This is a genomic window from Micromonospora sp. NPDC047527, from assembly GCF_040643015.1.
GTDB lineage: Bacteria > Actinomycetota > Actinomycetes > Mycobacteriales > Micromonosporaceae > Micromonospora.
In genome coordinates this window covers 387,838-412,021 of sequence record NZ_JBEYTK010000002.1, presented here as the reverse complement: position 1 = coordinate 412,021, position 24,184 = coordinate 387,838, and the positions used below count along the sequence as shown (strand labels likewise).

Below are 24,184 nucleotides of genomic sequence, written 5' to 3'. Positions count from 1 at the left end.
GACCACTCCGACCGGCCGACAGGCCCCTGATCGCGGCTGACATCAGCGCGGGCGGTTGTTCCAGTTGTAGAAGGTCGGGATGTTCTCGAAGTGGTTCCAGGCGCAGACCGCGCTGGCGCCGTCCCCGCCCGACACCTCCGCCCGCAGCCGCCGCGCGTCAGCGGCCTCCTGGAGCAGTGCGACGAGCCCCGGCGCGGCCTCCCGCACCCGTTCGGTGACTCCGGTCGGGGTGTCACTCGCCTCGTGCTCAGGCCGCCGGTGACTGGTGGTCTCGGGCATGCTCCAACACTCCCTCCAATAAGCGGATCTTGCTGTTGCGGCAGTGCTCGGTCTCCGTACCGTCAAAACGCCCCAGCTCGAAGTAACGGTTCGCCGCGTGACCGCCGCCACAGAAGCCGAAGTACGGGCAGGTCGCCCGACACGCCTCCACCCCCGCCAGGAACTCGCCCACCCACGGCGTCGACGCCGCACCGGTGAGGATCTGCGCCAGCGGGGTGGTCAGGACGTTTCCGCTGCTGAAATCGCCGTACCGCGGGTCGGTGAAGCCGGCCAGCTCCGGGGAGAGCACCGTCACCGTGCCGTCGTGCCCGATGGTCGGGATCGGATCCAGTCGGCGGGGCAGGACACCGTCGGCCGCGTCGTCGAGCACCGCCGCCGTGTACCGCAGCGACCACTCGACCTCGCGCAGGTGGATCCGAGGCTCCCGACGCCAGGCCGACACCAGCTCGGCCCAGAACGCGGTCACCGCCGCCGGGTCGTGGCGGTTGTCGCGGGTGTTGACCCCCTCGGTCTCCTCGATGTTGATGCCGAGCACGTCACAGCCCAACCCGAGGAAGTAGTCGTACAGCTCGGCTGCGAGCCCGGGCGCCGGCCGGGACACCACGGCCAGCGCCGAGAACGGCAGGCCATGCCGGCGCAACGCGGCCACACCCCGCAGGATCCGGTCGTACGCCGGCTGGCCACCCCGGTTGACCCGGTCGCCGTTGCGCTCCCGGGGCCCGTCCACGCTCACGCTGACCCGCATCTCGTGCCGGGCGAAGAAGGCGCACCACTCGTCGTCGATCAGCGTGGCGTTCGTCTGCACGTGGTGCTCGACCTCGGGCCCGAACGGCGCCATCAGGTCGGCCAGGTGCTCGCGGCCGGCCGCCAGCGGCTCACCGCCGTGCCACACCACCGAGAACCGCCCGGACGCCGCCCACGGGTTGACCGCCGCCGCCACCGCCTCGGCCACCGGCACCGACATCCGCTGGTCGGTGGCCCGGAACGGCAGATAGCAGTACGCGCAGTCCAGGTTGCAGAGGGTGGTGGGCTGCATCACGACGTACGACGGGACCGCGGCCAAGCCGCGCATACCGCTGAACGAGTGTTCCCGAGCAGCCATCGCCCTCCTCCGCCGAGCCTGAGCCCTTCAGGCTAGGCGGCATTGGCCGCTCGGGTGAACCCCCCATCAGGTGCCCGTACGATCACCAGAGCGTGATCATCCGCGGGTGTGCTGACCAACCATCTGCACGTTGCCGGTGCCCTCGATGATCTCGCCGGCCTGCCACGCCTCGACACCCCGGCCGGTCAGCGTGGCCAGCGCCCGGTCGGCGTCCTCCGCCGACACGATGGCGAACATGCCGACGCCCATGTTGAAGGTCGACTCCATGTCCTGGTCGTCGATCCGGCCCTTCGACTGGATCAGGTCGAAGACCGGCTGCGGCTTCCAGGTGGACCGGTTGACCACCGCGTCAACGTGCTCCGGCAGCACCCGGACCAGGTTGCCGGGGATGCCACCGCCGGTGATGTGGGACAGGGCCCGCACGTCCGCCTCGGCGATCAGCTTCAGGCAGTCCTTCGCGTAGATCTTGGTCGGGGTGAGCAACTCCTCACCGAGGGTCCGCTGCCGGCCGAAGTCGTCGATCACGATGTCCAGCCGCATCCGGGCCGCGCCGAGCAGCACGTGCCGGACCAGGGAGTAACCGTTGGAGTGCAGACCGGAGGAGCGCATGGCGATGACCGCGTCACCCACCTGGACCCGCTCGGGGCTGAGGATGTCGGCTTCCTCGACAACGCCCACGCCGGTCGCGGAGATGTCGTACTCGTCCGGACGCAGCACACCCGGGTGCTCGGCGGTCTCCCCGCCCAGCAGCGCGCAGCCCGCGTACCGGCAGCCGTCGGCGATGCCGGCGCCGATCTCGGCCACCTTGTCCGGCACGACCTCGCCGGTGGCGATGTAGTCGAGCAGGAACAGCGGCTCGGCACCACAGGCCACCAGGTCGTCGACGACCATCGCCACCAGGTCGATGCCGACCGTGTCGTGGATGTCCATCTGCTGGGCGATCACCAGCTTGGTGCCCACACCGTCGGTGGAGGACGCCAGGATCGGGTTCTTGTACTTCGTCGTGTCCAGCCGGAACAGGCCGGCGAAGCCGCCCAGGTCACCCAGCACCTCGGGGCGGCGGGTCTGCCGCACCTTCGACTTGAGCAGCTCGACCGCCCGGTCACCCGCGTCGATCGAGACGCCGGCGTCGGCGTACGAGACCGAGCGTTTGCGCGTCTGACGGCCAGCGCCAGCCGTCCAGGGCTGACGGTCGCCACCGGCGCCGGTCGGGCTGCTTCCTGCGCCGCTGCGCTCGGACACGTGCGTCACGGTTCTCCCCTTTGTGGTTCTCGGTGCCGCGCCGGCGGTGGCCGGGCCGCGCCGGTTGGTACTACGGGCGGTTGGCGGTCACGCCAGCCGGAGTGGCGACGAGCGAGCCATTGCTGTGCGGGGTTTCCGGCGCCTCGTTGGCGACCCGCCGGCCCACCCCTTCGAGCACGTGCTTGCCGATCAGGTTGCCGGGCGGCAGCTCGATCGGGTACTCCCCATCGAAACATGCCCGACACAGTCGAGTCTTCGGCTGCTCGGTCGCGGCGATCAGGCCGGGAAGTGATACGTAACCCAGCGTGTCGGCGCCGATGGAACGCCGAATGCCATCGTTGTCCAGCCCGTTGGCCAGCAGCTCCGCCCGGGTGGCGAAGTCGATGCCGTAGAAGCACGGCCAACTGACCGGCGGAGACGAGATCCGGACGTGCACCTCCAGCGCACCCGCCTCGCGCAGCATCCGCACGATGGCCCGCTGCGTGTTGCCGCGAACGATCGAGTCGTCCACCACCACCAGCCGCTTGCCACGGACGTTCTCCCGCAGCGGGTTGAGCTTGAGCCGGATGCCGAGCTGACGCAGGGTCTGCGACGGCTGGATGAAGGTGCGCCCCACGTACGGGTTCTTCATCAGGCCCGCGCCGTAGGTGATGCCGGACGCTTCGGCGTAGCCGATCGCGGCCGGCGTGCCCGACTCGGGCACCGGAATCACCAGGTCGGCGTCGACCGGGTGCTCCTTGGCCAACTGCCGACCGATCTGCACACGTGCCGCGTGGATGTTGCGCCCGGCGATCGTGGCGTCCGGGCGGGCGATGTAGACGTACTCGAAGAGGCAACCCTTCGGCTCCGGCGCCGCGAACCGGGTGGAGCGCAGCCCCTCCTCGTCGATCGCGATCAACTCGCCGGGCTCGACCTCGCGCACCACGCTGGCACCGACGATGTCCAGCGCGGCGGTCTCGCTGGCCACCACCCAGCCACGCTCCAGCCGGCCAAGCACCAGCGGGCGTACGCCGTGCGCGTCACGGGCCGCGTAGAGCGTCGACTCGTCCATGAAGACGAAGCTGAACGCCCCGCGCAGCTGCGGCAGCACCTCCAGTGCGGCCGCCTCGACCGACAGGTCAGGACGGCTGGCCAGCAGCATGGTCACCAGCGAGGTGTCGTTGGTCGAGCCGTCCGCCACCAGGCCGCGCTCGGCGACCTCCTTCTCCAGCTCGGCGGTGTTGACCAGGTTGCCGTTGTGGGCCAACGCGATGGTCGTGCCGGAGCTGGTCGACCGGATGGTCGGCTGGGCGTTTTCCCAGTTGGAGGCGCCGGTCGTGGAGTATCGGGCATGCCCGATCGCCAGGTGACCGCGCAGGCTCGCGAGGGTGGGCTCGTCGAAGACCTGGGCCACCAGGCCGAGATCCTTGTAGACCACCACGCCGGACCCATCGCTCACCGCGATGCCCGCAGCCTCCTGGCCACGGTGTTGCAGGGCATAGAGGCCGAAGTAGGTCAGATTGGCGACCTCTTCGCCGGGGGCCCAGACACCGAAGACGCCACAGGCGTCCTGGGGGCCAGGTCGTTGGGGATCAAGGTCGTGGCTCAGCCGGCCGTCGCCTCGGGGCACTACCGCTCCCTCATGCTGGTCTGGACCGGCCTAGCGGGGATCACGGGGCGGATCCACACTCCTCGGCCGGGACCACTGTCGTCGCCTGACAGTGTACGCGAATCAGTGTCAATACAGATAGTCACGGTTTCCCTGCGCAGCGTCATGCTCACCCGGGCATTCGGGCAGCTAGAGGGGCAGATACGCCGAGAGGTCCGCCCGGATGCCGCTCACCTGGACGCGACCGTCGGTGACCGCCTCGCCCCACCCGATCCGACCGCTGGCCAACTCCAACCAGGTCACCGGGGACATCTCGACCACGTTCGGCGGGTTTCCCCTGGTGTGTCGGGGACCGGGAACGCACTGGATCGCACCGTATGGTGGAACGCGCACCTCCACCGAACGGCCGGGGGCGCGCTCCGCGAGGACGGCCAACAACGACCGGACCGCTTCTCGGAGTACCGGCCGTTCGGCCGTACGCCCCTCGTCAAGCGCCGACAGAGCCGCTGCTACGGCGGTGGATTTACTGTGCGGAGAGGACACGACGGGACGATACGACCCTTAGCCGGAGCACCCGACGCTGGCCCTGGGTCGCGCCGATCCACTCAGACAAGGCATAGTGGCCGACGGCGTATTCGTACCGTGATGATCCCCGGCCCGGCGCCCCGCCGGCCAAGGGAAGTCAGCCCGGAAGGCGGTGGACGTGTCAACACACCGACGTGCCTGGAAGCAGCGGGCCGGTGTGGTCGTAGCGCTGGTTGCCGGCGCTCTGCTCGCCGTCCCCGCCACACCAGCCATGGCCGCGCCCGACGTTACGGATGTGTCGGCCTCGCCGAGCAGCGTCGAGGCCGGCAAGACCACAAAGATCAGCTATAGGCTCGCCTTTGCGGATGGCTCGCAGCCTGCTGACATCAGCTTCAGCTCAAGCAACCCCAAGCTGACCTGCGTTGACGGATGCTCCCGTGGTCGGGTGACGTCAAGCGGCACCTTTGAGGCCACGTTCAGGCTCGCGGACGATGCCACCAACGGGACTGCCCGTGTGACTGTCACCGCCACTGACTCAGGCCTGCCCAATAGGAGCCAGGACGCATCTACCACGGTCACGTTGATTGGCAAGGCCGCGCCGCCGACGCCGCCGCAGAACCAGACTGTGAAATCGGTCGCGGGCAAGGTCGTCGTGAAGGCGAACGGCGACGCGGTGCCGAACGCGATCGTGATCCTCCAGGACAGCGCCGGCCACCGCTACGACACGATCAGCGATGACAGCGGCAACTTCCGGTTCACCGGTAACACGCAGAACCCGATCACCCCTGGTCGGATCGACGTGGGCGCGTCGTCCAACAACATCAACGCGGTAAAGAGCTTCAACGCGAACGCGGGACAGTCCGTCACCGGGCAGCGCATCAGCTTGGAGATCAAAGTCGAGGTGACGCCGAGCGCCACCCCGTCTCCCACCGTCGAGCCCACGCCCGAGGACGAGGCGACCGAGGAGGGCGCCGAGGAGCAGCCGACCGGCGAAGCCACCCCGGGTGCCCCGGCGAACGCCGCGAACGAGGACGACGGTGGCGGCTTCGGCTCGTACCTGATCATCCTGCTCGGTGGTCTGCTCGTCGCGGCCGGTGTCGGCACGATCGTGCTGCTCTGGATGAGGCGCAAGGAGAACGGCGACGACGATGACGAGCCGGCGGCTGCCGGTGCGGCCGGCGCGGTGCCGGCGGCGCGGGGCGGCTTCCGCGGGGCGGAAGACCAGACCCGGGTGGTCAACCGGCCCGGCGGCGGCCCCGATCCGACGATGGTCGGCGGCGCTGCCCTGAGCGAGGCACCGACCATGATGCACCGCCCGGTCGTCGACGACGTGCCACCGGACCCGTACGGCGCGCCCGCGCAGCCGTACGGCGCGGCGGGCCAGCAGGGTTGGGGCGGCGCCGGCTACGGCGACGAGCCCGCGCCCGGTGGCTACGGTGCCGGTGGCTACGGCAACGCACCGGCCTCGGGCGGCGGCTACGGCACGGCGGCGACCCCCGACGGCGGCTACGGCGCGGCCGGTGACAGCTATGGCGCCGCGCCCGGTTCCGGTGCGGGTTACGGTGCCGCGCCCGGTTCCGGTGCGGGCTACGGCGCCGCGCCCGGTTCCGGTGCGGGCTACGGCGGCGCACCGGCCTCCGGTGGCGGCTACGGCAACGCACCGGCCTCGGGTGGCGGCTACGGCAGCCGCGACTACACCGCCCCGGCCGGGGCGGCCGGTTACCCACCGGCTCCCGCCGGTGGCGAGCGCTTCGACGAGCCGACCGGCCGGTACACCGGGGACAGCACCCAGTACCCGGCCCCGGCCGACCCGTACGCCACCGGCGTCTACCAGCCGGAGCAGGGCCAGGGCTACGGCCAGCCGGACGCTGCCCCGTACGGTGGGCGGACGGCCGAGCCGACCGGTGGCTACGGCCAGCAGACCAGCGCGTACGACCAGGGTGGCTACGGCCAGCCGGCCGGCGGGTACGACCAGGGCGGCTACGGCCAGGAGACCCCGCAGCAGCGCGGCGGCTACGACGACCGGGGCTACGACCAGGGTGGCTACGGCCAGCAGGGCGGCGGGTACGACCAGGGTGGCTACGGTCAGCCGGCCGGCGGCTACGGCCAGGAAGCCCCGCCGCAGCAGCGCGGCGGCTACGACGACCGGGGCGGTTACGACCAGCAGGGTGGCCGGGCCCGGCCGGACGGCCCACCGCCGACCGAGCGGGGCGGCCGACGCCTCGACTGGCTGGACGACTGACCCGACACGCACCGCCCCACCGCACAGCGAGAACGGCCGCCCGGAGTTCCGGGCGGCCGTTCTCGTTGCCGACAAGCAGGCCGCGCCGGGTGACGAGCACGCCAACGGCGCGAGATCCACTCGGTGTCCGTGAAGTCGGGGTGTCCCAGGTGCCCGGACACACCAACATCGCCGATGTCGTGTTGATCATCACCGCCGCCGGCAAGCGGGCCGCCGATCAGGCAGCGGGTCAGACAAGCGGCAGCGGGCCGCCCGTCAGGCGGCGGAGAAGACGCCCTGGCGGAGGACCGGGACGACTGTCGACGCGCCGACCTGGACGGCGACCGCCACGTCCTCCGCGAAGCCACTCTCGGTCAGTTCCCGGCCGGACACGCTTCCGCGCACCGCAGCGGGCACGTCGGGGGTGCTGGCCAGCGCGGCGAGCGTCATGGCCGCCTCCACGGAGAGCCCGCCCGGGACACCGGAGAGGGCGTCGAGCACGCTTGCCGCGCCCAACTGGTCCTCGACCGAAGGCCGCAGGGAACCGTCCGGCCAGCGCTCCCCCGAGGCGATCACGCCGATCGGGGCGTCCGTCGTGCCGTACCCCTGGCGGCGCAGCCATCGCCCGACGGCGGGTGCGTTACGTAGGCACGCCGCGACCACCGGCAGCCCGGTGGCGCTGGCGGCCGCGCTGATCGCGGAGCCGTTCGGCGACGGCAGCACCAGGTCCGGTACCACCGGGGCGGTGGTCAGCGCGGCCGGCGAGAGCGACCACGGATGGTCGGTCGTCACCTGCCGGCGGCCGACCGCGGCGATCGCGCCGACCCGCACCGCGTACTCGGCGGCCTGCTCACCCCACGGGAACGGGTGTACCCGCATGCCACGGGCGACGGCCACCTCGACGGCGGTGGTGAACGAGAGCACGTCCACCACCACCAGGGCCGCGCAGACCCGGCCGAGTTCGGCGGCGCCCGTCAACCCCCAGTCGAATCGGGCACCCGATCCGGGCTGACCGTAGACGGCCGCCGCCAATGCCTCAGCGCTCGTCAGGCGACGGGTCGGTGGCACCGGTGTCCGACTCGGACGACCCATCGGACGACTCCGACCCGATCGGCTCGACAACGCCGGTCTCCGGGGAGGGGCCCGACGAGGCGATGGGCTCAGAGACCACCTCGGCGGCGTCCACCGGTGCGACCTCCGCGTCCGATGCGACAGGCAGCGGTACGGCCTCGACCGCGCCCGCCACGCCAGCGGCCGGCGCGGACACCTCGACGGCGGTGGCACCGCCGAAGAGGCGCGGCAGCGTCTCGGTGTGCGCGGCGCGCAGCTCGTCCAGGCCGATCCGGAACTGGCCGTGCACCTCCAGCGCACCGCCGGACGGGTCGGTGACGCCGATCAGCTCGAACGGCACCCCCCGCTCGGCGCAGAGCGCCGCGAACGCCTTGTCGTGGCCGCGCGGCACCGACACCAGCGCCCGCGTGGCGGACTCGCTGAACAGGTAGACGAACGGCATCGAGCCGTCGGCGAACTGCTCCGGCACCGCGATCCGGGCGCCGACGCCGCGCCGCAGGCAGGACTCGACCAGGCTCTGGGCGAGGCCTCCGTCGGACAGGTCGTGCGCCGAGCTGAGGTGACCCACCCGGGCCGCCTCGGCCAGCAGCTCGGCGAGCGCCTTCTCCCGCAGGAGGTCGACCTGCGGCGGGATGCCGCCGAGGTGCTCGTGCGTCACCCAGGCCCACTCCGAACCGGACAGCTCGACGTTCGTCTCGCCCAGCAGGTAGAGCTGGTCGTGGTCGCCGCCGGGGCGCGGAACGAAGCCCATCGGCACCCGGTCGGCGACGTTGTCCAGGACACCCAGCACGCCGACCACCGGGGTCGGGTGGATGGCCGCCGCGCCGGTCTGGTTGTAGAAGCTGACGTTGCCGCCGGTGACCGGGATGCCCAGCTCCAGGCAGCCGTCCGCCAGGCCGCGCACGGCCTCGGCGAACTGCCACATCACGCCCGGGTCCTCCGGCGAGCCGAAGTTGAGGCAGTTGGTCACGGCGATCGGCGTCGCGCCGGTCACCGCCACGTTCCGGTACGCCTCGGCCAGGGCCAGCTTGGTGCCGTTGTACGGGTCGAGCCGGGCATACCGGCCGTTGCCGTCCACCGACAGCGCCACGCCGAGCCCGGTCCGCTCGTCGATCCGGATCACGCCGCCGTCCTCCGGCTGGGCGAGCACGGTGTTGCCCAGCACGTAACGGTCGTACTGCTCGGTGACCCAGGTCTTGTCGGCCAGGTTGGGCGACGCGATCATGCGCAGCACGGTCTCCCGCAGCGCCTCCGGCTCGGCCGGTCGGGGCAGCGTCTCGGCCCGGTCGGCCTGGAGCAGGATCAGGTCGGCCGGCTCCCGCATCGGACGGGCGTACACCGGGCCGTCGTCGACCAGCGAGCCCGGCGGCACGTCGACGACCAGGTGGTCCTGCCAGGTGATCAGCAGTCGGCCCGGGCTGCCGTCCGGCTCGGGCGCGGTGACCTCGCCGATCGCGGTGGCGAGCACGCCCCACTTGTCGGCGGTCTTGAGCACCGCCTCGAGCTTGTCCGGCTCGACGACCAGCAGCATCCGCTCCTGGGACTCGCTGGCGAGGATCTCGTGCGGGTCCATCGAGGGCTCCCGCAGCGGCACCCGCTCCAGCCAGACCCGCATGCCGGTGCCGGCCGCGGCGGCGGTCTCGGTGAGCGCGCAGGTCAGACCGGCGCCGCCGAGGTCCTGGATGCCGACGACCAACTGGCCGTCGTACAGCTCCAGGCACGCCTCGATCAGCAGCTTCTCGGTGAACGGGTCGCCGACCTGCACGGCGGGGCGGCGCGCCTCGCTGCCCTCGTCGAAGGTGGCGCTGGCCAGCACGGACACTCCACCGATGCCGTCCCGGCCGGTCTTGGCGCCCATCAGCACGACCACGTTGCCGGGCCCTGCGGCGGCCTTGTTCTGCAACCGGTCGACCGGCAGCACGCCCAGGCAGAGCGCGTTGAGCAGCGGGTTGCCCTGGTAGGACGGGTCGAAGACCAGCTCGCCACCGATGTTGGGCAGGCCGAGGCAGTTGCCATAGCCGCCGACGCCTGCGACCACGCCGGTCAGCACCCGGGCGGTGTCCGGGTGGTCAGCCGCACCGAAGCGCAGCGGGTCCATCACCGCGACCGGGCGGGCACCCATGGCGAGGATGTCGCGGACGATGCCGCCGACACCGGTCGCCGCACCCTGGTACGGCTCGACGAAGCTCGGGTGGTTGTGCGACTCGACCTTGAAAGTCACCGCCAGCTCAGCGGAGATCTGCACGACACCGGCGTTCTCGCCGATGCCCGCGAGCAGACGGTCGCTGTGCGGGGCCTTCTCACCGAACTGGCGCAGGTGCACCTTGCTCGACTTGTAGGAGCAGTGCTCGCTCCACATGATCGAGTACATCGCGAGCTCGGACTGGGTGGGCCGGCGGCCGAGGATCTGCCGGATCCGGTCGTACTCGTCGTCGCGGAGGCCCAGCTCGGTGTACGGCTGGAGCTCGCCCGGGGTGCCGTCGGCGCGCGGGACGGTGTCCACGCTGTCGGTCCAGTCGGCCGTGGCCGGCTGGGCGGGAGCGGAGTACGCCTCCGGTGTGTCCCGTACCGGGTCCGGATGGGTGGTCATGACCTCTCCTCGCTGCGCTGGTGCCCGCCGGAGCCGCTCCTCGCACTCATGCCGGCGCCCCGACCAAGTGCTTGAGGACCGACGTGAAGAAGCCGAGGCCGTCCAACGAAGGGCCGGTGAGCGCCTCCACCGCGTGCTCGGGGTGCGGCATGATGCCGACCACGTTGCCGGCGGAGTTGGTGATCGCGGCGATGTCGCGCAGCGACCCGTTGGGGTTGCCGCCGACGTAGCGGGCGACCACCCGGCCCTCGGCTTCGAGCTGGTCCAGCGTCTCGGTGTCGGCGACGTAGCAGCCCTCGCCGTTCTTCACCGGGATGAGCACCTCCTGGCCGGGCTGGAACGCGTTGGTCCAGGCGGTGCCGGCCGACTCGATCCGCAGGATCTGGTCCCGGTTGCGGAAGTGCAGGTGCTGGTTGCGGGTGAGCGCGCCCGGCAGCAGGTGCGCCTCGCAGAGGATCTGGAAGCCGTTGCAGATGCCGAGCACCGGCAGGCCCCCCTGGGCGGCGTCCACGATCGTCTCCATCACCGGCGCGAACCGGGCGATGGCGCCGCAGCGCAGATAGTCGCCGTAGGAGAAGCCGCCGGGGAGCACGACCGCGTCGACCCCGTGCAGACCCGGGTCACCGTGCCAGAGCCGGACCGGCTCGGCGCCGGCGATCCGGACGGCACGGGCCGCGTCCCCGTCGTCGAGTGAGCCGGGGAAGGTGACCACACCGACCCGGGCGGTCACGAGCGGGCGTCCGCGGGCTCGTCAGCCTCGACCAGGCGGACGGTGAAGTCCTCGATGACCGGGTTGGCGAGCAACTTGTCGGCGATCTCCCGGGCCCGGTCCAGGTCCGGTTCACCGGTGAAGTCGATCTCGATCCGCCTGCCGATCCGAACTGAGGCGACGTCGCTGACGCCGAGCCGGGGCAGCGCGTTTGCGACGGCCTGGCCCTGCGGATCGAGGATCTCGGGCTTGAGCATGACGTCGACGACGACGCGAGGCACTGGGCACTCCTGACTGTGTACGCAGTTGGGTGCCGACCCACAACGGGCGAGCGCAGCCAGCCTACCTGGCAGATATCGCCGCGGACGCACCGGCCGGGCGCAGTTCAGACAGTGATCAACATTACTGGCGGCCGAACCGGGCGACGATGCGGGACACACACTCCCACCAGGGCATATTCGGCGCTGCGGGTGGCCAAATCGTTACATTGAGCCGCCTCGATCAAATTCTTGAAAACGACCGCCGATGGGCCTACCGTACATCGACGTAGCTCGATTCTAGCGCTGGCGGGGACCTCCGTTGGCGTCCTCCCGCACCCGGCGACCCCGGGTCCGCCCCCGTCCAAGGAGTCCTCGATGCGCATCCGTCCCCTGCTCGCCATGCTCGGCGTCGCGCTCGCCGGCGCCCTCGGAAGCGCCTCCGGCGCGGTCGCCGCCCCGGCCGGCCCGCAACCCATCATCGGCGGCGGCACCGTCTCGTCCGCGCCCTGGGCCGCCGCGGTGCTCAGCAACGGCTCGTTCACCTGCTCCGGCAGCGTGATCGCACCGCAGTGGGTGCTCACCGCCCGGCACTGCATCAGCGGCACCATGTCGGTACGCGTCGGCAGCGTCAACCGCACCTCCGGCGGCGTCACCCGTACGGTAAGCGCCACCTACACCCGTTACGACCTGGCCCTGATGCGGCTCTCCAGCACCGTCAGCACCTCGACGGTGAGCCTGGCCAGCAGCAACCCGCCGATCGGCTCCACCAACTCGATCTACGGCTGGGGCATGACCTGCTACAGCGGCTGCTCCGCGTCCACGCAGCTGAAGACCGCCACCGTCCGGGTGACCAGCAACAGCGTCACCGACGCGTACGGCGGGCAGGCCATCCGCAGCACCCGGATCAACGGCAACGCCTGGCGGGGCGACTCGGGCGGCCCGCAGTTCTACAACAACCAGCAGGTCGGGGTGGCCTCCACGGCCGACGGCTCCAGCATCCAGAACTACGGCAGTGTCGCGTACAACCGGGCCTGGATCACCTCGACGGCCGGTGTCTGACGGTTAGCGCCCCGCGCGGCGCGGATGGTCGGGCTCGTGCCGGCCGTCCGCGCCGCGTCGTTTTGCAGCATCCGATCAGGTGAACAATGCACACGATCGGGTCGCGCCACTCCTGACAGCATCGGAAACGTGCTGGTCGTGACGACGGAGCAACTGCCCGGCTACGAGATCCGCCAGATTCTCGGTGAGGTGGTGTCATCGATGGCCAGGACGCGCAACCCGTACCGCGAGGGGGTCAAGAACCTGCGCGGTGGCGCGTACGACCCGATGGCGCCCGACAACCTCACCCGGTGGCGCACCGACTCGGTGGCCCGCCTCGGCGAGGAGGCCCTGCGGCTCGGCGCGAACGCGGTGATCGGCATGCGGTTCGACAGCCGGGACTGCGGTGAGATGTGGATGGAGATCTGCGCGTACGGCACGGCTGTCGTCGCCGTACCCAAGACGCCCGAGGTCATGCCGGCCGACCAGCCGGCGGTCGCCGCGGACACGGCACACGACGCGGGCTTCACGGGGTCGCCCGGCGGCATCGCCGAACCAGCAAGCGCCCCCAACCTCCGCACAGCCGCCGAAACCCCCACCGGCGACTAACCCACCCACCCCGGCCCGGCCCCGGCCCGGCCCGCCCGACCCCAGTGATCATGAAGTTATTGCCCTCCGCCTCGGCGTGTCGGGGCAATAACTTCATGATCACCCGAGGGGTGCGGGCGGGAGGGGAGGGGGGTTACAGGATGGGGGGTGGGGAGTAGGTCGCTGCCTTTGGGTGGGTTTCCACCACCTTGGTGATGCGGCGGGTCAGCGCTTGCACCTGGGCGGGGGCGGCGCCGACGAAGGCGGTGCGGTCGGCGACCAGGGTGTCGATGTCGGCGCGGGACAGGCCGAGTCGGCCGTCGGCGGCCAGCCTGTCGAACAGGTCGTTCTCCGGGGCGCCCTTCTCGCGCATGGCCAGCGCCACCGCGACCGCGTGCTCCTTGATCACCTCGTGCGCGACCTCCCGGCCGACGCCACGCCGGACCGCCGCCACCAGGATCTTGGTGGTGGCCAGGAACGGCAGGAACCGCTCCAACTCCCGGTTGATCACCGCCGGGTACGCGCCGAACTCGTCGAGCACGGTGAGGAAGGTCTGGAACAGCCCGTCGGCGGCGAAGAACGCGTCCGGCAGGGCCACCCGGCGGACCACCGAGCAGGACACGTCCCCCTCGTTCCACTGGTCACCGGCCAGCTCACCGACCATCGACAGGTAACCCCGGATGATCACCGCGAAGCCGTTCACCCGCTCCGACGAGCGCGTGTTCATCTTGTGCGGCATCGCGCTGGACCCGACCTGGCCCGGCTTGAAGCCCTCGGTGACCAGCTCCTGGCCGACCATCAGCCGGATCGTGGTCGCCAGCGACGACGGCGCGGCGGCGGTCTGCGCCAGCGCGGCCAGCACGTCGAAGTCCAACGAACGCGGGTAGACCTGCCCGACGCTGTCCAGCACGCGGGAGAAGCCCAGGTGCTCGGCGACCCGGCGCTCCAACTCGGCCACCTTGTCGGCGTCGCCGTCGAAGAGGTCGAGCTGGTCGGCGGCCGTGCCGACCGGCCCCTTGATCCCGCGCAGCGGGTAGCGGGCGATCAGCTCCTCCAGCCGCTCGTACGCGATCAGCAGTTCCTCCGCCGCCGACGCGAACCGCTTGCCCAGCGTGGTGGCCTGCGCCGCGACGTTGTGCGAACGGCCGGTCATGACCAGCTCGGAGTGCTCGTGGGCCAGCCGGGCCAGCCGGGCCAGGGTGGCGACCACCCGATCCCGGATCAGCTCCAGCGAGGCGCGCACCTGCAACTGCTCGACGTTCTCGGTGAGATCCCGGGAGGTCATCCCCTTGTGCACGTGCTCGAACCCGGCGAGCGCGCTGAACTCCTCGATCCGGGCCTTCACGTCGTGTCGGGTGACCCGCTCGCGTTCGGCGATCGAGGCGAGGTCGACCTGGTCGAGCACCCGCTCGTACGCCTCGACCACGCCGTCCGGCACCGGCACGCCGAGGTCGCGCTGAGCGCGGAGCACGGCGAGCCAGAGCCGCCGCTCCATCCGGACCTTCTCCTCCGGCGACCAGAGGGCGACCAACTCGGGCGAGGCGTACCGGTTGGCGAGCACGTTGGGGATCGTCGTCACGTACCTCATTGTCCGTCACCCGCCCGGACCGACCGGGACCGGGCCGGGCGGATGTGACGTCCTGTGCGGGCAGGTCAGGGACGATCGCCGCGACCGCGCTCAGCGCTCCAGGATCGCCGTCACGCCCTGACCACCGGCGGCGCAGATGGAGATCAGCCCGCGACCGCTCCCCTTCTCGGCCAGCATCTTGGCCAGGGTCGCCACGATCCGCCCGCCGGTCGCGGCGAACGGGTGCCCGGCGGCCAGCGACGAGCCGTTGACGTTGATCCGGTCCCGGTCGATCGCGCCCAGCGGCGCGTCCAGGCCGAGCCGGTCCTTGCAGAACTCCGGCGACTCCCAGGCGGCGAGGGTGGCCAGCACCTGCGAGGCGAACGCCTCGTGGATCTCGTAGTAGTCGAAGTCCTGCAACGTCAGCCCGGCACGGGCCAGCATCCGGGGCACCGCGTACGCGGGGGCCATCAGCAGCCCTTCGTCGCCGTGCACGAAGTCCACCGCCGCCGTCTCGGACCAGCTGAACCAGGCCAGCACGGGCAGGTTGTGCGCGGCGGCCCACTCCTCGCTGGCCAGCAGCACGGTGGACGCGCCGTCGGTGAGCGGCGACGAGTTGCCGGCGGTCATGGTGGCCTGCTCGGCGTCCGTGCCCCGGGTGCCGAAGACCGGCTTGAGCGAGCCGAGCTTCTCCACGGTCGTGTCCGGGCGGAGGTTCTGGTCGCGGGTGAGCCCCAGGTACGGCGTCATCAGGTCGTCGAAGAAGCCCCGGTCGTACGCGGCGGCCAGGCGCTGGTGCGAGCGCAGCGCCAACTCGTCCTGGGACCGCCGGTCGATCTGCCACCGCAGGGCCGTCTGGGCGGCGTGGTCCCCCATGGACAGGCCGGTACGTGGTTCGGCGTTGCGCGGGATGTCCGGCTTGAACGGCTGGAGCGGGCGCAACTTCGCGGCGATCTTCATCCGCTCGCCGAGCGTCCGGGCGGAGTTGAGTTTGAGCAGCGTACGCCGCATGTCCTCGTTGACGGCGAGGGGCGCGTCCGAGGTGGTGTCGACACCGCCGGCGATGCCCACGTCGAGCTGACCGAGGGCGATCTTGTTGGCGACCAGGATCGCGGCCTCCAGGCCGGTGCCGCACGCCTGCTGGATGTCGTACGCCGGGGTGTGCGGGTCGAGCCGCGAGCCGAGCACCACCTCACGGGTGAGGTTGAAGTCGCGGGAGTGCTTCAGCACCGCACCGGCGACCACCTCGCCGACCCGCTGCCCGGCCAGCCCGTAACGGGCGATCAGGCCGTCCAGCGCCGCGCCGAGCATGTCCGCGTTGGACGCGTCCGCATAGCGGGAGTTGGAACGGGCAAAGGGGATGCGGTTGCCGCCGATGACCGCGACCCGTCGGATGCTTTGCACGATCCGCCTCCTTGAGATGTGTTGCACCAACCCTACTCGCCAGTAGGCTACGCCCATGACCGACAGGTACGCGAGCTTCGTCCAATCGGCCGCCGGCCGCGCGCTGGTCAAGCGCCTCGGGCTGCCCGACCCGCCGCGACTGCGCCGACACCAGCCCGGCGACCCGCTGCTGCCCGGGCCGGCGCTGCTCGGCGCGGCCACCGGCGGCCGACTCGCCGAGCCGGTCGCCAAGATCCTGACCGCCGCCGGGGTCGAGCTGGCCGACCAGGCCGCGACCACCCCCCAGCGGTACGGGGCGTTGCTCTTCGACGCCACCGGCATCACCGACTCGACCGACCTGCGCCAGCTCTACGACTTCTTCCACCCGCAGGCCCGGTCGGTGCTGCCCAGCGGCCGGGTGATCGTGCTCGGCACCCCACCGTCGGAGTGCCCGACCCCGCGCGAGGCGACCGCCCAGCGCGCTCTCGAAGGGCTCGTTCGCAGCATCGGCAAGGAGTTCGGCCGGGGCACCACCGCGCAACTCGTCTACGTGACCCGCGCCGACACCGGCACCCTCACGAGCCTCGAATCGACCCTCCGATTCCTCCTGTCCGGCCGCTCCGCGTACGTGTCGGGGCAGGCCATCCGGGTCGGTGCCGGCGCGGCGAGCGCCCCGGCCGACTGGGACCGCCCGCTGGACGGGCAGGTCGTGCTGGTCACCGGGGCCGCCCGGGGCATCGGCGCGGCGCTGGCCCGGGTCCTGGCCCGCGACGGCGCACAGGTGGTGGCGCTGGACATCCCGGCCGCCGGGGACGCCCTCGCCGCGGTGGCGAACGACATCGGCGGTACGGCCGTGCAGCTCGACCTGACCGCGCCGGACGCGCCGACCCGGCTCGCCGACCACCTGGCCGGTCGGCAGGGCCGCGTGGACGTGGTGGTGCACAACGCCGGCATCACCCGGGACAAGACGCTCGGCCGGATGGACGCCGACCGGTGGGACCAGGTGATCGACGTCAACCTCTCCAGCCAGGAGAGGATCAACGATGTCCTGCTGGAGCGGGGGTTGATCCCGGCAGGTGGGCGGATCGTGGCGGTCTCCTCGATCGCCGGGATCGCCGGCAACCGGGGGCAGACCAACTACGCCACCAGCAAGGCCGGCGTGATCGGGCTTGTCGACTCCCTCGCCCCGGCCCTGCGTGAACGGGAGATCAGCGTCAACGCGGTGGCCCCCGGCTTCATCGAGACCCGCCTGACGGCGCGTATCCCGCTGGTGGTCCGCGAGGCGGGTCGACGGATGAACAGCCTGGCGCAGGGCGGGCTGCCGGTGGACGTGGCCGAGACGATCGGCTGGCTGGCCTGGCCAGCCTCCGGTGCGGTCAGCGGAAACGTCGTACGCGTCTGCGGCCAGAGCCTGCTGGGGGCGTGATGGCGAGGAGAGGACAGCCCACCGAGGACCCGGACGACCTGTCGGTCCACGATCTGATCGACGGCCCCACCGAGATCCTGACACGGGAGACCCTGGACGCGATCCGCCGGCCAGCGCCCTCCGGTCACGACCTGAGCGCCGAGCAGACACACGACCTGACCGCCGCAGCGGCCGAGGCGACCCGCGACCTCTCCAACACCGGTCCGGCCACCCGCGGCCGGGAGCGCGTCGAGCTGCCCCGGATGCCGGCGGCCGGTGCCCTGTACCGACGTGCGTTGCTCGGTGCGCTGCCGGGCATCGGCGGCGGGCGGCGCGGGCCCGGCCTGCCGGCGGTCGAGCTGACCGTGGGCGGGGTGACCGTCGACCGGGCGCATCTGGCCGACTACGACCGGGTCTGCGGGTTCCGGCTCACCGATCGGCTACCCGCGACGTTTCCGCACGTCATGGGCTTCCCGCTGAGCCTGAGGCTGATGACCGCGCCGGACTTTCCGCTGCCGCTGACCGGCCTGGTGCACGTCGGCAACCGAATCACCGTGCACCGCCCGATCACCGCCGACGAAACCCTCGACTTCACGACGTACGCCCAGGACCTGCGCCCGCACGACCGGGGGCGGCAGGTGGACGTGGTGCTGGTCGGCTCGGTGGCCGGGGAGGAGGTCTGGCGCGGCGTGTCGACGTACCTGGCTCGGGAGAGCACGCCCGGCGGGGGCGAGCGGCGCGACCGGGGCGAGCGCCCCGAGGCGCCGGCTGGTACGGCCCGTTGGCGGGTGGAACCCCGCGTCGGTACGGCGTACGCGCGGGTTTCCGGGGACCACAATCCGATCCACACGTCCCTGCTCGGGGCGCGGCTGTTCGGCTTCCGCCGGCCGATCGCGCACGGCATGTGGAGCAAGGCGCGCTGCCTCGCGGCGTTGGAGAACCGGCTGCCGGACGCCTACACCGTCGAGGTCGCCTTCAAGCTGCCTGTACCGCTGCCGAGCACGGTGAGCTTCGCCCTCCTGCCGGACGGCGGGTTCGCCCTGCACGACTCGCGCGGCCGACCGCACCTGGCCGGTCTCGTGCGCTGACACGCCCCTGCCGAACCGGACATCGGGCTTGGCAGGGGCGTTCTCATGCGCTAAGTTCTTCTCAGAACGAGATGTTCTCAGATTGAGAGAGACATGGTTGACGAGCAGGACTTCCTGGCCGCATACGACCCCGGGGCCTACCCGTCGGTCGCCGTGACCGTCGACGTGGTGGCACTGACCATCCGCGACGACGCACTGCACCTGCTGCTGATCCGGCGGGGCCAGCCACCCTTCGAGGGGCACTGGGCGCTGCCCGGCGGTTTCGTCCAGCCCGACGAGGACCTGACCGCCGGTGCCCGACGGGAGTTGGCCGAGGAGACCGGGCTCGGCGGCGAGGGGCTGCGCCGCGTACACCTGGAGCAGTTGGGCAGCTATGGCGCCCCCGACCGCGACCCGCGGATGCGTGTCGTCTCGGTCGCGCACCTCGCGTTCGCCCCCGACCTGCCGGACCCGGCCGCCGGCACCGACGCCGACGAGGCGATCTGGCTGCCGGTGACGGCGCTGACCAGCCGGCAGCTCGCCTTCGACCACGGCCGGATCATCGACGACGCGCTGGAGCGGGCCCGGTCCAAGCTCGAATACACCCCACTCGCCACGCGCTTCCTCGCCGCCGAGTTCACCATCAGCGAGCTGCGCGCCGTCTACGAGACGGTCTGGGGCCACCCGCTGCACGCCGGCAACTTCCACCGCAAGGTGCTCTCCGTGCCGGGCTTCGTGGAGAGCACCGGCGCCAGCACCGAACGCGGCGGCGCCCGCGGCGGCCCGCGCGCCCGGCTCTACCGGGCCGGCGACGCCCGGCTGCTGCACCCGGCGCTGCTGCGCCCCGCCCGCGAGGAGACGGTGCGATGAGGGCCGCCGAGGCGATCCGCCTGGTCGCGGCGGCCCGCACCGACGCCGACCTGTTCGGCGCGGACCAGCCGGCCCGTCGCTACCGCGAGCTGGTCGCGGCCCTGCACCCTGACCGTCTGCCGGCCGACCCGGGGGTACGCGCCGAGGCCCTCGACGCGTTCATCCACGTCACCACCCGGTGGCAGGCCCGGCAGGTCACCATCCTCGGCGGCTACCGCCTCGGCGCGCCGGTCCACTCGGGTGACCTGGCCGACCTCTACGACATCGGCGACGACCGGCTGCTCAAACTCCCCCGGCAACCCACCGACAACGACCTGATGGCCCGCGAGGCACACGCCCTGCGCACCATCGCCGAGCGCGGCGACCCGCGCTACCTGCCGTACGTGCCCCGGCTGGTCGACGACTTCCCGCACCGGGACGCCACGACCGGCGCCGAACGGCGGGTCAACGTGCTCGCCACTGCGCCCGGCCTGCACGACCTCGACGAGGTGCGGCGCGCGTACCCGGACGGGTTGGACGCCCGGGACGTGGCCTGGATGTGGCGGCGGCTGCTGGTGGTGCTCGGCCTGGCCCACCGCGCCGGGATCGTGCACGGAGCGGTGCTGCCGCAGCACGTGCTCATCGAACCGGACGCCCACGGCCTGGTGCTTGTCGACTGGTGCTTCTCGGCCCCCGTCGGGGGCACGATCCCGGCGCTGGTGCCCGGCTACGAGGAGTGGTATCCGACCGAGGTCTTGCAGAAGCGGCCCTGCGGGCCGGGCACCGACATCTGGCTGGCCACCCGCTGCATGACCTCGCTGCTGAACCGCAAGGCCCCCCGCGAGCTGCTCGACTTCGTCCAGGGCTGCCGGCAGCGAACCCTGCGCGCCCGCCCCGACGACGCGTGGCGGCTACTCCGCGAACTCGACCAGGTGCTGGACCGGCTCTACGGGCCGCGCACCTTCCGACCCTTCACCCTCACCCCCTAAGGAGCTGTCATGGGCAGTGGAATCTGGTCCACCGACGTGTACGACGCCGCCGACCGCTACCGCCGGTCCACCGGCAAGAGCGCCTTCTCCTACAGCGACAGCGGGGCGCGCACCGTGCACTCCGCACTCGACCCCCGCGACGCGGCCCGCGAGAGCCGCGACTCCGCCGAGCACCCGCAGTCGACGCCCGTCGCCGTGCTCTTCGACGTGACCGGCTCGATGCTCAAGGTGCCGCGTGTCCTGCAGACCAAGCTGCCGCAGCTGCTCGGGCTGCTGCAACGGCAGGGCTACGCCAGCGACCCGCAGATCATGTTCGGCGCGATCGGCGACGCCACCTGCGACCGGGTGCCGTTGCAGGTCGGCCAGTTCGAGTCGGACAACCGGATGGACGACGACCTCGGACGGATCGTCCTCGAAGGCGGTGGCGGCGGGCAGATGACCGAGTCGTACGAGCTGGCCATGTACTTCATGGCCCGGCACACCGTCACCGACAGTTGGGAGAAGCGCGGCCGGCGCGGCTACCTGTTCATCATCGGCGACGAGCTGGCGTACCCGCAGGTGAAGGCGCGGGAGGTGGCCGGCCTGATGGGCGACGACCTGGCCGAGGACATGCCGCTGCGGCAGATCGTGGACGAGGTGACCCGCCGCTGGGACACCTACTTTCTGCTCCCCGCCGGCAGCCACTACGCCGGCAACGCCAAGGTGCTGGACTTCTGGCGGGACCTGCTCGGGCAGAACACCGTGGTCCTCGACGACCTCGACGCGGTCTGCGAGACCATCGCGCTCACCATCGGCCTCGGCGAGCAGGCCATCGACCTGGACGAGGGCCTGCGCGACCTGGACCGCGCCGGTTCCGGCGCCACCGGCACCGTGTCGAAGGCGCTGGCCCGTCTCAACCGGGGGCGGCGCGCCGAGGTGTCGACGCTGCCGGCCTTCCGTGACACCACCGGCGGGGTGACCCGGCTGTGAGGCACGTGGCGGTGGTCGACCTCGGCTATGGCGATGCCGGTAAGGGCACGGTGGTGGACTGGCTCTGCGCCACCCGCCCCGTGCACACCGTGGTCCGTTTCAACGGGGGCGCGCAGGCGGCACACAACGTCGTGCTGCGCGACGGGCGGCACCACACGTTCGCGCAGTTCGGCGCCGGCACGTTCCACCCCGGTGTCCGTACGCACCTGTCGCGGCACGTGGTGGTGGACCCGCTGGCGCTGGCCGCCGAGGCCGACCATCTCGCCACGGTCGGGGTGCACGACGCGCTCGACCGGCTGACCGTGGACGGGGCGGCGCTGCTTGCCACCCCGTACCACCGGGCCGCCAACCGGGCTCGGGAGATCGCCCGGGGAGCCGACCGGCACGGCTCCTGCGGGCTGGGGGTGGGCGAGGCCGTCGCGTACGGTCTCGCCCACCCCGACGACGCGCCACGGGTCGCCGACTGCCATCGCCCGGCGCTGCTGCGCCGCAGGCTGACCGCCCTGCGGGACCGGCTGACCGCCGAGCTCGGCCCGCTGGACGCGCCGCCGGTCGAGGACTGCCTGCCCGCGTTCACCGGGTTCGCCGGGCGGGTCGCGATCGTCGACGAGAGCTGGCTCGCCGGGGCGCTGCGCGCCGGGACGTGCGTCTTCGAGGGCGCGCAGGGGGTGCTGCTCGACGAGTGGCACGGCTTCCACCCGTACACGACGTGGAGCACCACCACGTTCGCCAACGTCGACGGCCTGCTCGCCGAGGCGGGCCTGCCCGGCGCCGTGACCCGGATCGGAGTCCTCCGGCTGGTCACCACCCGGCACGGGGCCGGCCCACTGGTGACCGAGGACCCGGCGCTGCCGTTCACCGACCGGCACAACGCCACGAACCCGTGGCAAGGTCCGTTCCGGTTCGGCCACTTCGACGCCGTCGCCCACCGGTACGCCCTCGCCGCAGTCGGCGGGGTCGACGGCCTGGCGCTGACCCACCTCGACCTCGCCGGCCCTGACCTGCGCATCTGCCGCCGGTACGACACCACCGACCGGCTCACCCCGGGGCCGCCCGGCGACCTGGACCGGCAGGCCGCGCTCACCGCCCGCCTGCTGCACTCCCGCCCGATCTACGACGACCCGCCGTCGGACTGGGCGGGGGCGGTCGGCGCCGAGCTGGGCGCGCCGGTGGTGCTGACCTCGCACGGCCCCACCACCGACGACAAGACGCCGCACGGCCCGCTGCTCGCCCCGCCAGCCCTGGTCCACTCGGCGTAACGCCCGGGCGGTGGTAGGTGCGTTACGCCCGGACGGGTGGTGGGTGCACAACTCCCGGGCGGTGGTGATCCGGCGACTCGACACCCGGGCGGGTCGCGCCCGGCGAGCATGGGGGGCATGGAATCGGCGCTCGACCTGCTCCGGCAGCTGGTCACCTCACCCTGGGTGTACCTGCTGATCTTCGGGCTCACCGCGGTCGACGCGTTCTTCCCCGCCGTGCCGGGCGAGGCGGCGGTGATCACCGCAGCCGTGCTCGCCGCCGACGGCGGTCGCCCCAACCTGGCCCTGGTGATCACCACCGCCGCCCTCGGCGCGCTCGTGGGTGACCACATCTCGTACGCCATCGGGCGTGGCGGCGGCGCGCACCGGCTCGCCCGGTTTCCCGACGGCAGCCGCCGGCAGGCCAGCACCGAGTGGGCCCGACGCGCGGTGGACCGGCGCGGCGGGGTGATCCTGACGACCTCCCGGTACGTGCCGGGAGGTCGGACGGCCGTCACCCTGACCATGGGCGCGGTGCGGTACCCCCGCCGGACGTTCCTGCTCTACGACACGATCGCGGCGATCACCTGGGCGCTGTACTGCGGGCTGCTCGGCTACTTCGGTGGACTCGTCTTCGAGCGCCACCCCATCAAGGGCATCATCGCCGGGATCGGCCTCTCGGTGGCGATCACGTTCCTGCTGGAGTTGATCCGCTGGCTCCGCCGCCGCGCCCACCAGCGCGCCCGTCGCTGACGCGTTCGTTGCGTACCGGCCGGCCCCGCCGCCGAGCGGTGGTCAGGCAGGGTCCTGCTGTGGGTGCCAGGTGACGCCGTGCAGAAGTTGGCCGGCGCCGAGCCAGGCCACGTTCATCATCCGGGTGGCGGTCTTCTCCGGGTCGGCGTCCGGGTGGTCGGCGAGCCAGTCGGCCAGCGACTCGGTGGCGCCCACCAGCGCGTACGCGACGACCTCCAGGTCGACGGCGCTGACCTCGCGGCCCTCGGCGCGCAGCGCGTGGTCGAGCATCCCGGCGACCACCTCGACCAGCCGGGCCCGCATGGCGGCCAGTTCACCGGCGAAGGGCTGCTCCCCCCGGGCCTGCCGGTAGAGCACCGCCCAGCCGTCGCGGTGCGCGCCCACGAAGCCGAAGAACGCCTTCAGGCCGCGCCAGAGCCGAACGTCCGCCGGCAGATCGGGGGCGGCTGCCCCGGCGATGGCCTGCATCATGCGGGTGCCCTCGCGGTGCAGGCAGGCGACGAAGAGCTCTTCCTTCGTCCCGAGGTACGCGTAGACCATCGGCTTGGAGATGCCGGCGTCCTCCGCAATCTCGTCCATGCTGGCTGCGTGAAAGCCACGTTTGGAGAAGACCTTCACCGCCGCGTCGAGCATCTGCTGCTCACGGACGGCGCGCGGCAGGCGCTTGAAGGCGGGAGGGGTGGACACCCTTGCGAGCATACCTACTCGTGCGTAGGGTTACGCACCAGTAGGCAAATCTCCCCGGAAGGCG

Annotated in this window: 22 protein-coding genes; 10 read left to right on the top strand and 12 right to left on the bottom strand. The window is 71.9% G+C overall.

What is annotated here, in order from left to right; all coding sequences use genetic code 11:
• Positions 1-42: 42 nt before the first annotated feature.
• The 5 genes from amcA to ABZ808_RS10730 all read right to left on the bottom strand — a co-directional run bounded on the left by amcA (position 43) and on the right by ABZ808_RS10730 (position 4,754).
• Positions 43-279 carry a multiple cyclophane-containing RiPP AmcA gene (gene amcA / locus ABZ808_RS10750; protein ID WP_357003581.1) on the bottom strand — a complete coding sequence of 79 codons (237 nt, stop codon included), beginning with the start codon at positions 277-279 and terminating at the stop codon, positions 43-45.
• Entirely contained in the window at positions 248-1,351 is a 1,104-nt protein-coding gene (gene amcB / locus ABZ808_RS10745) for a cyclophane-forming radical SAM peptide maturase AmcB (RefSeq protein ID WP_357004810.1), read from the bottom strand. The genes amcA and amcB overlap by 32 nt, the downstream gene beginning before the upstream one ends.
• A 126-nt stretch (positions 1,352-1,477) precedes the next feature.
• Positions 1,478-2,632 carry a phosphoribosylformylglycinamidine cyclo-ligase gene (gene purM / locus ABZ808_RS10740; protein ID WP_357003579.1) on the bottom strand — a complete coding sequence of 385 codons (1,155 nt, stop codon included), beginning with the start codon at positions 2,630-2,632 and terminating at the stop codon, positions 1,478-1,480.
• Between the two features lie 61 nt (positions 2,633-2,693).
• Positions 2,694-4,232, bottom strand: coding sequence for an amidophosphoribosyltransferase (gene purF / locus ABZ808_RS10735; RefSeq protein WP_357003577.1), 1,539 nt, complete (start codon positions 4,230-4,232; stop codon positions 2,694-2,696).
• A gap of 168 nt (positions 4,233-4,400) precedes the next feature.
• Entirely contained in the window at positions 4,401-4,754 is a 354-nt protein-coding gene (locus tag ABZ808_RS10730) for a sterol carrier family protein (protein ID WP_357003575.1), read from the bottom strand.
• A 607-nt stretch (positions 4,755-5,361) separates the two neighbouring features.
• Here ABZ808_RS10730 and ABZ808_RS10725 point away from each other — a divergent pair.
• Positions 5,362-6,978 carry a hypothetical protein gene (locus ABZ808_RS10725; protein WP_357003573.1) on the top strand — a complete coding sequence of 539 codons (1,617 nt, stop codon included), beginning with the start codon at positions 5,362-5,364 and terminating at the stop codon, positions 6,976-6,978.
• A gap of 255 nt (positions 6,979-7,233) precedes the next feature.
• Here the strand turns inward: ABZ808_RS10725 and ABZ808_RS10720 are convergent, their stop codons facing one another.
• The 4 genes from ABZ808_RS10720 to purS are packed head-to-tail and all read right to left on the bottom strand — an operon-like array spanning position 7,234 to position 11,608.
• Positions 7,234-7,989 carry a 2-phosphosulfolactate phosphatase gene (locus ABZ808_RS10720; RefSeq protein ID WP_357004807.1) on the bottom strand — a complete coding sequence of 252 codons (756 nt, stop codon included), beginning with the start codon at positions 7,987-7,989 and terminating at the stop codon, positions 7,234-7,236.
• Positions 7,990-7,993: 4 nt separating this feature from the next.
• Positions 7,994-10,618 (bottom strand): phosphoribosylformylglycinamidine synthase subunit PurL, encoded by a 2,625-nt coding sequence (purL, locus tag ABZ808_RS10715; RefSeq protein WP_357003571.1) that lies wholly within the window; start codon positions 10,616-10,618, stop codon positions 7,994-7,996.
• Between the two features lie 46 nt (positions 10,619-10,664).
• Positions 10,665-11,348 (bottom strand): phosphoribosylformylglycinamidine synthase subunit PurQ, encoded by a 684-nt coding sequence (purQ, locus tag ABZ808_RS10710; RefSeq protein WP_357003569.1) that lies wholly within the window; start codon positions 11,346-11,348, stop codon positions 10,665-10,667.
• Entirely contained in the window at positions 11,345-11,608 is a 264-nt protein-coding gene (purS, locus tag ABZ808_RS10705) for a phosphoribosylformylglycinamidine synthase subunit PurS (RefSeq protein WP_357003567.1), read from the bottom strand. The genes purQ and purS overlap by 4 nt, the downstream gene beginning before the upstream one ends.
• 354 nt (positions 11,609-11,962) lie before the next feature.
• Between purS and ABZ808_RS10700 the strand changes: the two genes are divergently transcribed.
• Together ABZ808_RS10700 and ABZ808_RS10695 are read left to right on the top strand one after the other, a co-directional pair.
• Positions 11,963-12,646, top strand: coding sequence for a trypsin-like serine protease (locus ABZ808_RS10700; protein WP_357003565.1), 684 nt, complete (start codon positions 11,963-11,965; stop codon positions 12,644-12,646).
• 24 nt (positions 12,647-12,670) lie between these two features.
• On the top strand, positions 12,671-13,234 hold the full coding sequence (locus ABZ808_RS10695) for a YbjQ family protein (RefSeq protein ID WP_357003563.1): 564 nt from the start codon (positions 12,671-12,673) through the stop codon (positions 13,232-13,234).
• Positions 13,235-13,367: 133 nt separating this feature from the next.
• Here ABZ808_RS10695 and purB read toward each other — a convergent pair whose 3' ends face one another.
• Both purB and ABZ808_RS10685 read right to left on the bottom strand, forming a co-directional pair.
• A complete protein-coding gene (purB, locus tag ABZ808_RS10690; protein ID WP_357003561.1) occupies positions 13,368-14,792 on the bottom strand; it encodes an adenylosuccinate lyase in 1,425 nt (474 codons plus the stop codon).
• 99 nt (positions 14,793-14,891) lie between these two features.
• Positions 14,892-16,184, bottom strand: a complete 1,293-nt coding sequence (locus ABZ808_RS10685) for an acetyl-CoA C-acetyltransferase (protein WP_357003559.1) — start codon at positions 16,182-16,184, stop codon at positions 14,892-14,894.
• A 55-nt stretch (positions 16,185-16,239) separates the two neighbouring features.
• Between ABZ808_RS10685 and ABZ808_RS10680 the strand changes: the two genes are divergently transcribed.
• The 7 genes from ABZ808_RS10680 (at position 16,240) to ABZ808_RS10650 (ending at position 23,433) form a co-directional block, all read left to right on the top strand.
• A complete protein-coding gene (locus ABZ808_RS10680) occupies positions 16,240-17,589 on the top strand; it encodes a 3-oxoacyl-ACP reductase (RefSeq protein WP_357003557.1) in 1,350 nt (449 codons plus the stop codon).
• Positions 17,589-18,656 (top strand): MaoC/PaaZ C-terminal domain-containing protein, encoded by a 1,068-nt coding sequence (locus ABZ808_RS10675; protein ID WP_357003555.1) that lies wholly within the window; start codon positions 17,589-17,591, stop codon positions 18,654-18,656. The genes ABZ808_RS10680 and ABZ808_RS10675 overlap by 1 nt, the downstream gene beginning before the upstream one ends.
• Before the next feature lie 93 nt (positions 18,657-18,749).
• Positions 18,750-19,505, top strand: coding sequence for an NUDIX domain-containing protein (locus ABZ808_RS10670; RefSeq protein WP_357003553.1), 756 nt, complete (start codon positions 18,750-18,752; stop codon positions 19,503-19,505).
• Positions 19,502-20,473, top strand: coding sequence for a serine/threonine protein kinase (locus ABZ808_RS10665; RefSeq protein WP_357003551.1), 972 nt, complete (start codon positions 19,502-19,504; stop codon positions 20,471-20,473). Before ABZ808_RS10670 ends, ABZ808_RS10665 begins: the two co-directional genes overlap by 4 nt.
• Positions 20,474-20,482: 9 nt before the next feature.
• A complete protein-coding gene (locus ABZ808_RS10660; RefSeq protein ID WP_357003549.1) occupies positions 20,483-21,442 on the top strand; it encodes a hypothetical protein in 960 nt (319 codons plus the stop codon).
• Entirely contained in the window at positions 21,439-22,701 is a 1,263-nt protein-coding gene (locus ABZ808_RS10655; RefSeq protein ID WP_357003547.1) for an adenylosuccinate synthetase, read from the top strand. Before ABZ808_RS10660 ends, ABZ808_RS10655 begins: the two co-directional genes overlap by 4 nt.
• 117 nt (positions 22,702-22,818) lie before the next feature.
• Positions 22,819-23,433 (top strand): DedA family protein, encoded by a 615-nt coding sequence (locus ABZ808_RS10650; RefSeq protein WP_357003545.1) that lies wholly within the window; start codon positions 22,819-22,821, stop codon positions 23,431-23,433.
• Positions 23,434-23,475: 42 nt separating this feature from the next.
• Here the strand turns inward: ABZ808_RS10650 and ABZ808_RS10645 are convergent, their stop codons facing one another.
• Positions 23,476-24,120: a TetR/AcrR family transcriptional regulator gene (locus tag ABZ808_RS10645; protein ID WP_357003543.1), complete on the bottom strand. Its 645-nt coding sequence runs from the start codon at positions 24,118-24,120 to the stop codon at positions 23,476-23,478.
• Between the last annotated feature and the right edge of the window lie 64 nt (positions 24,121-24,184).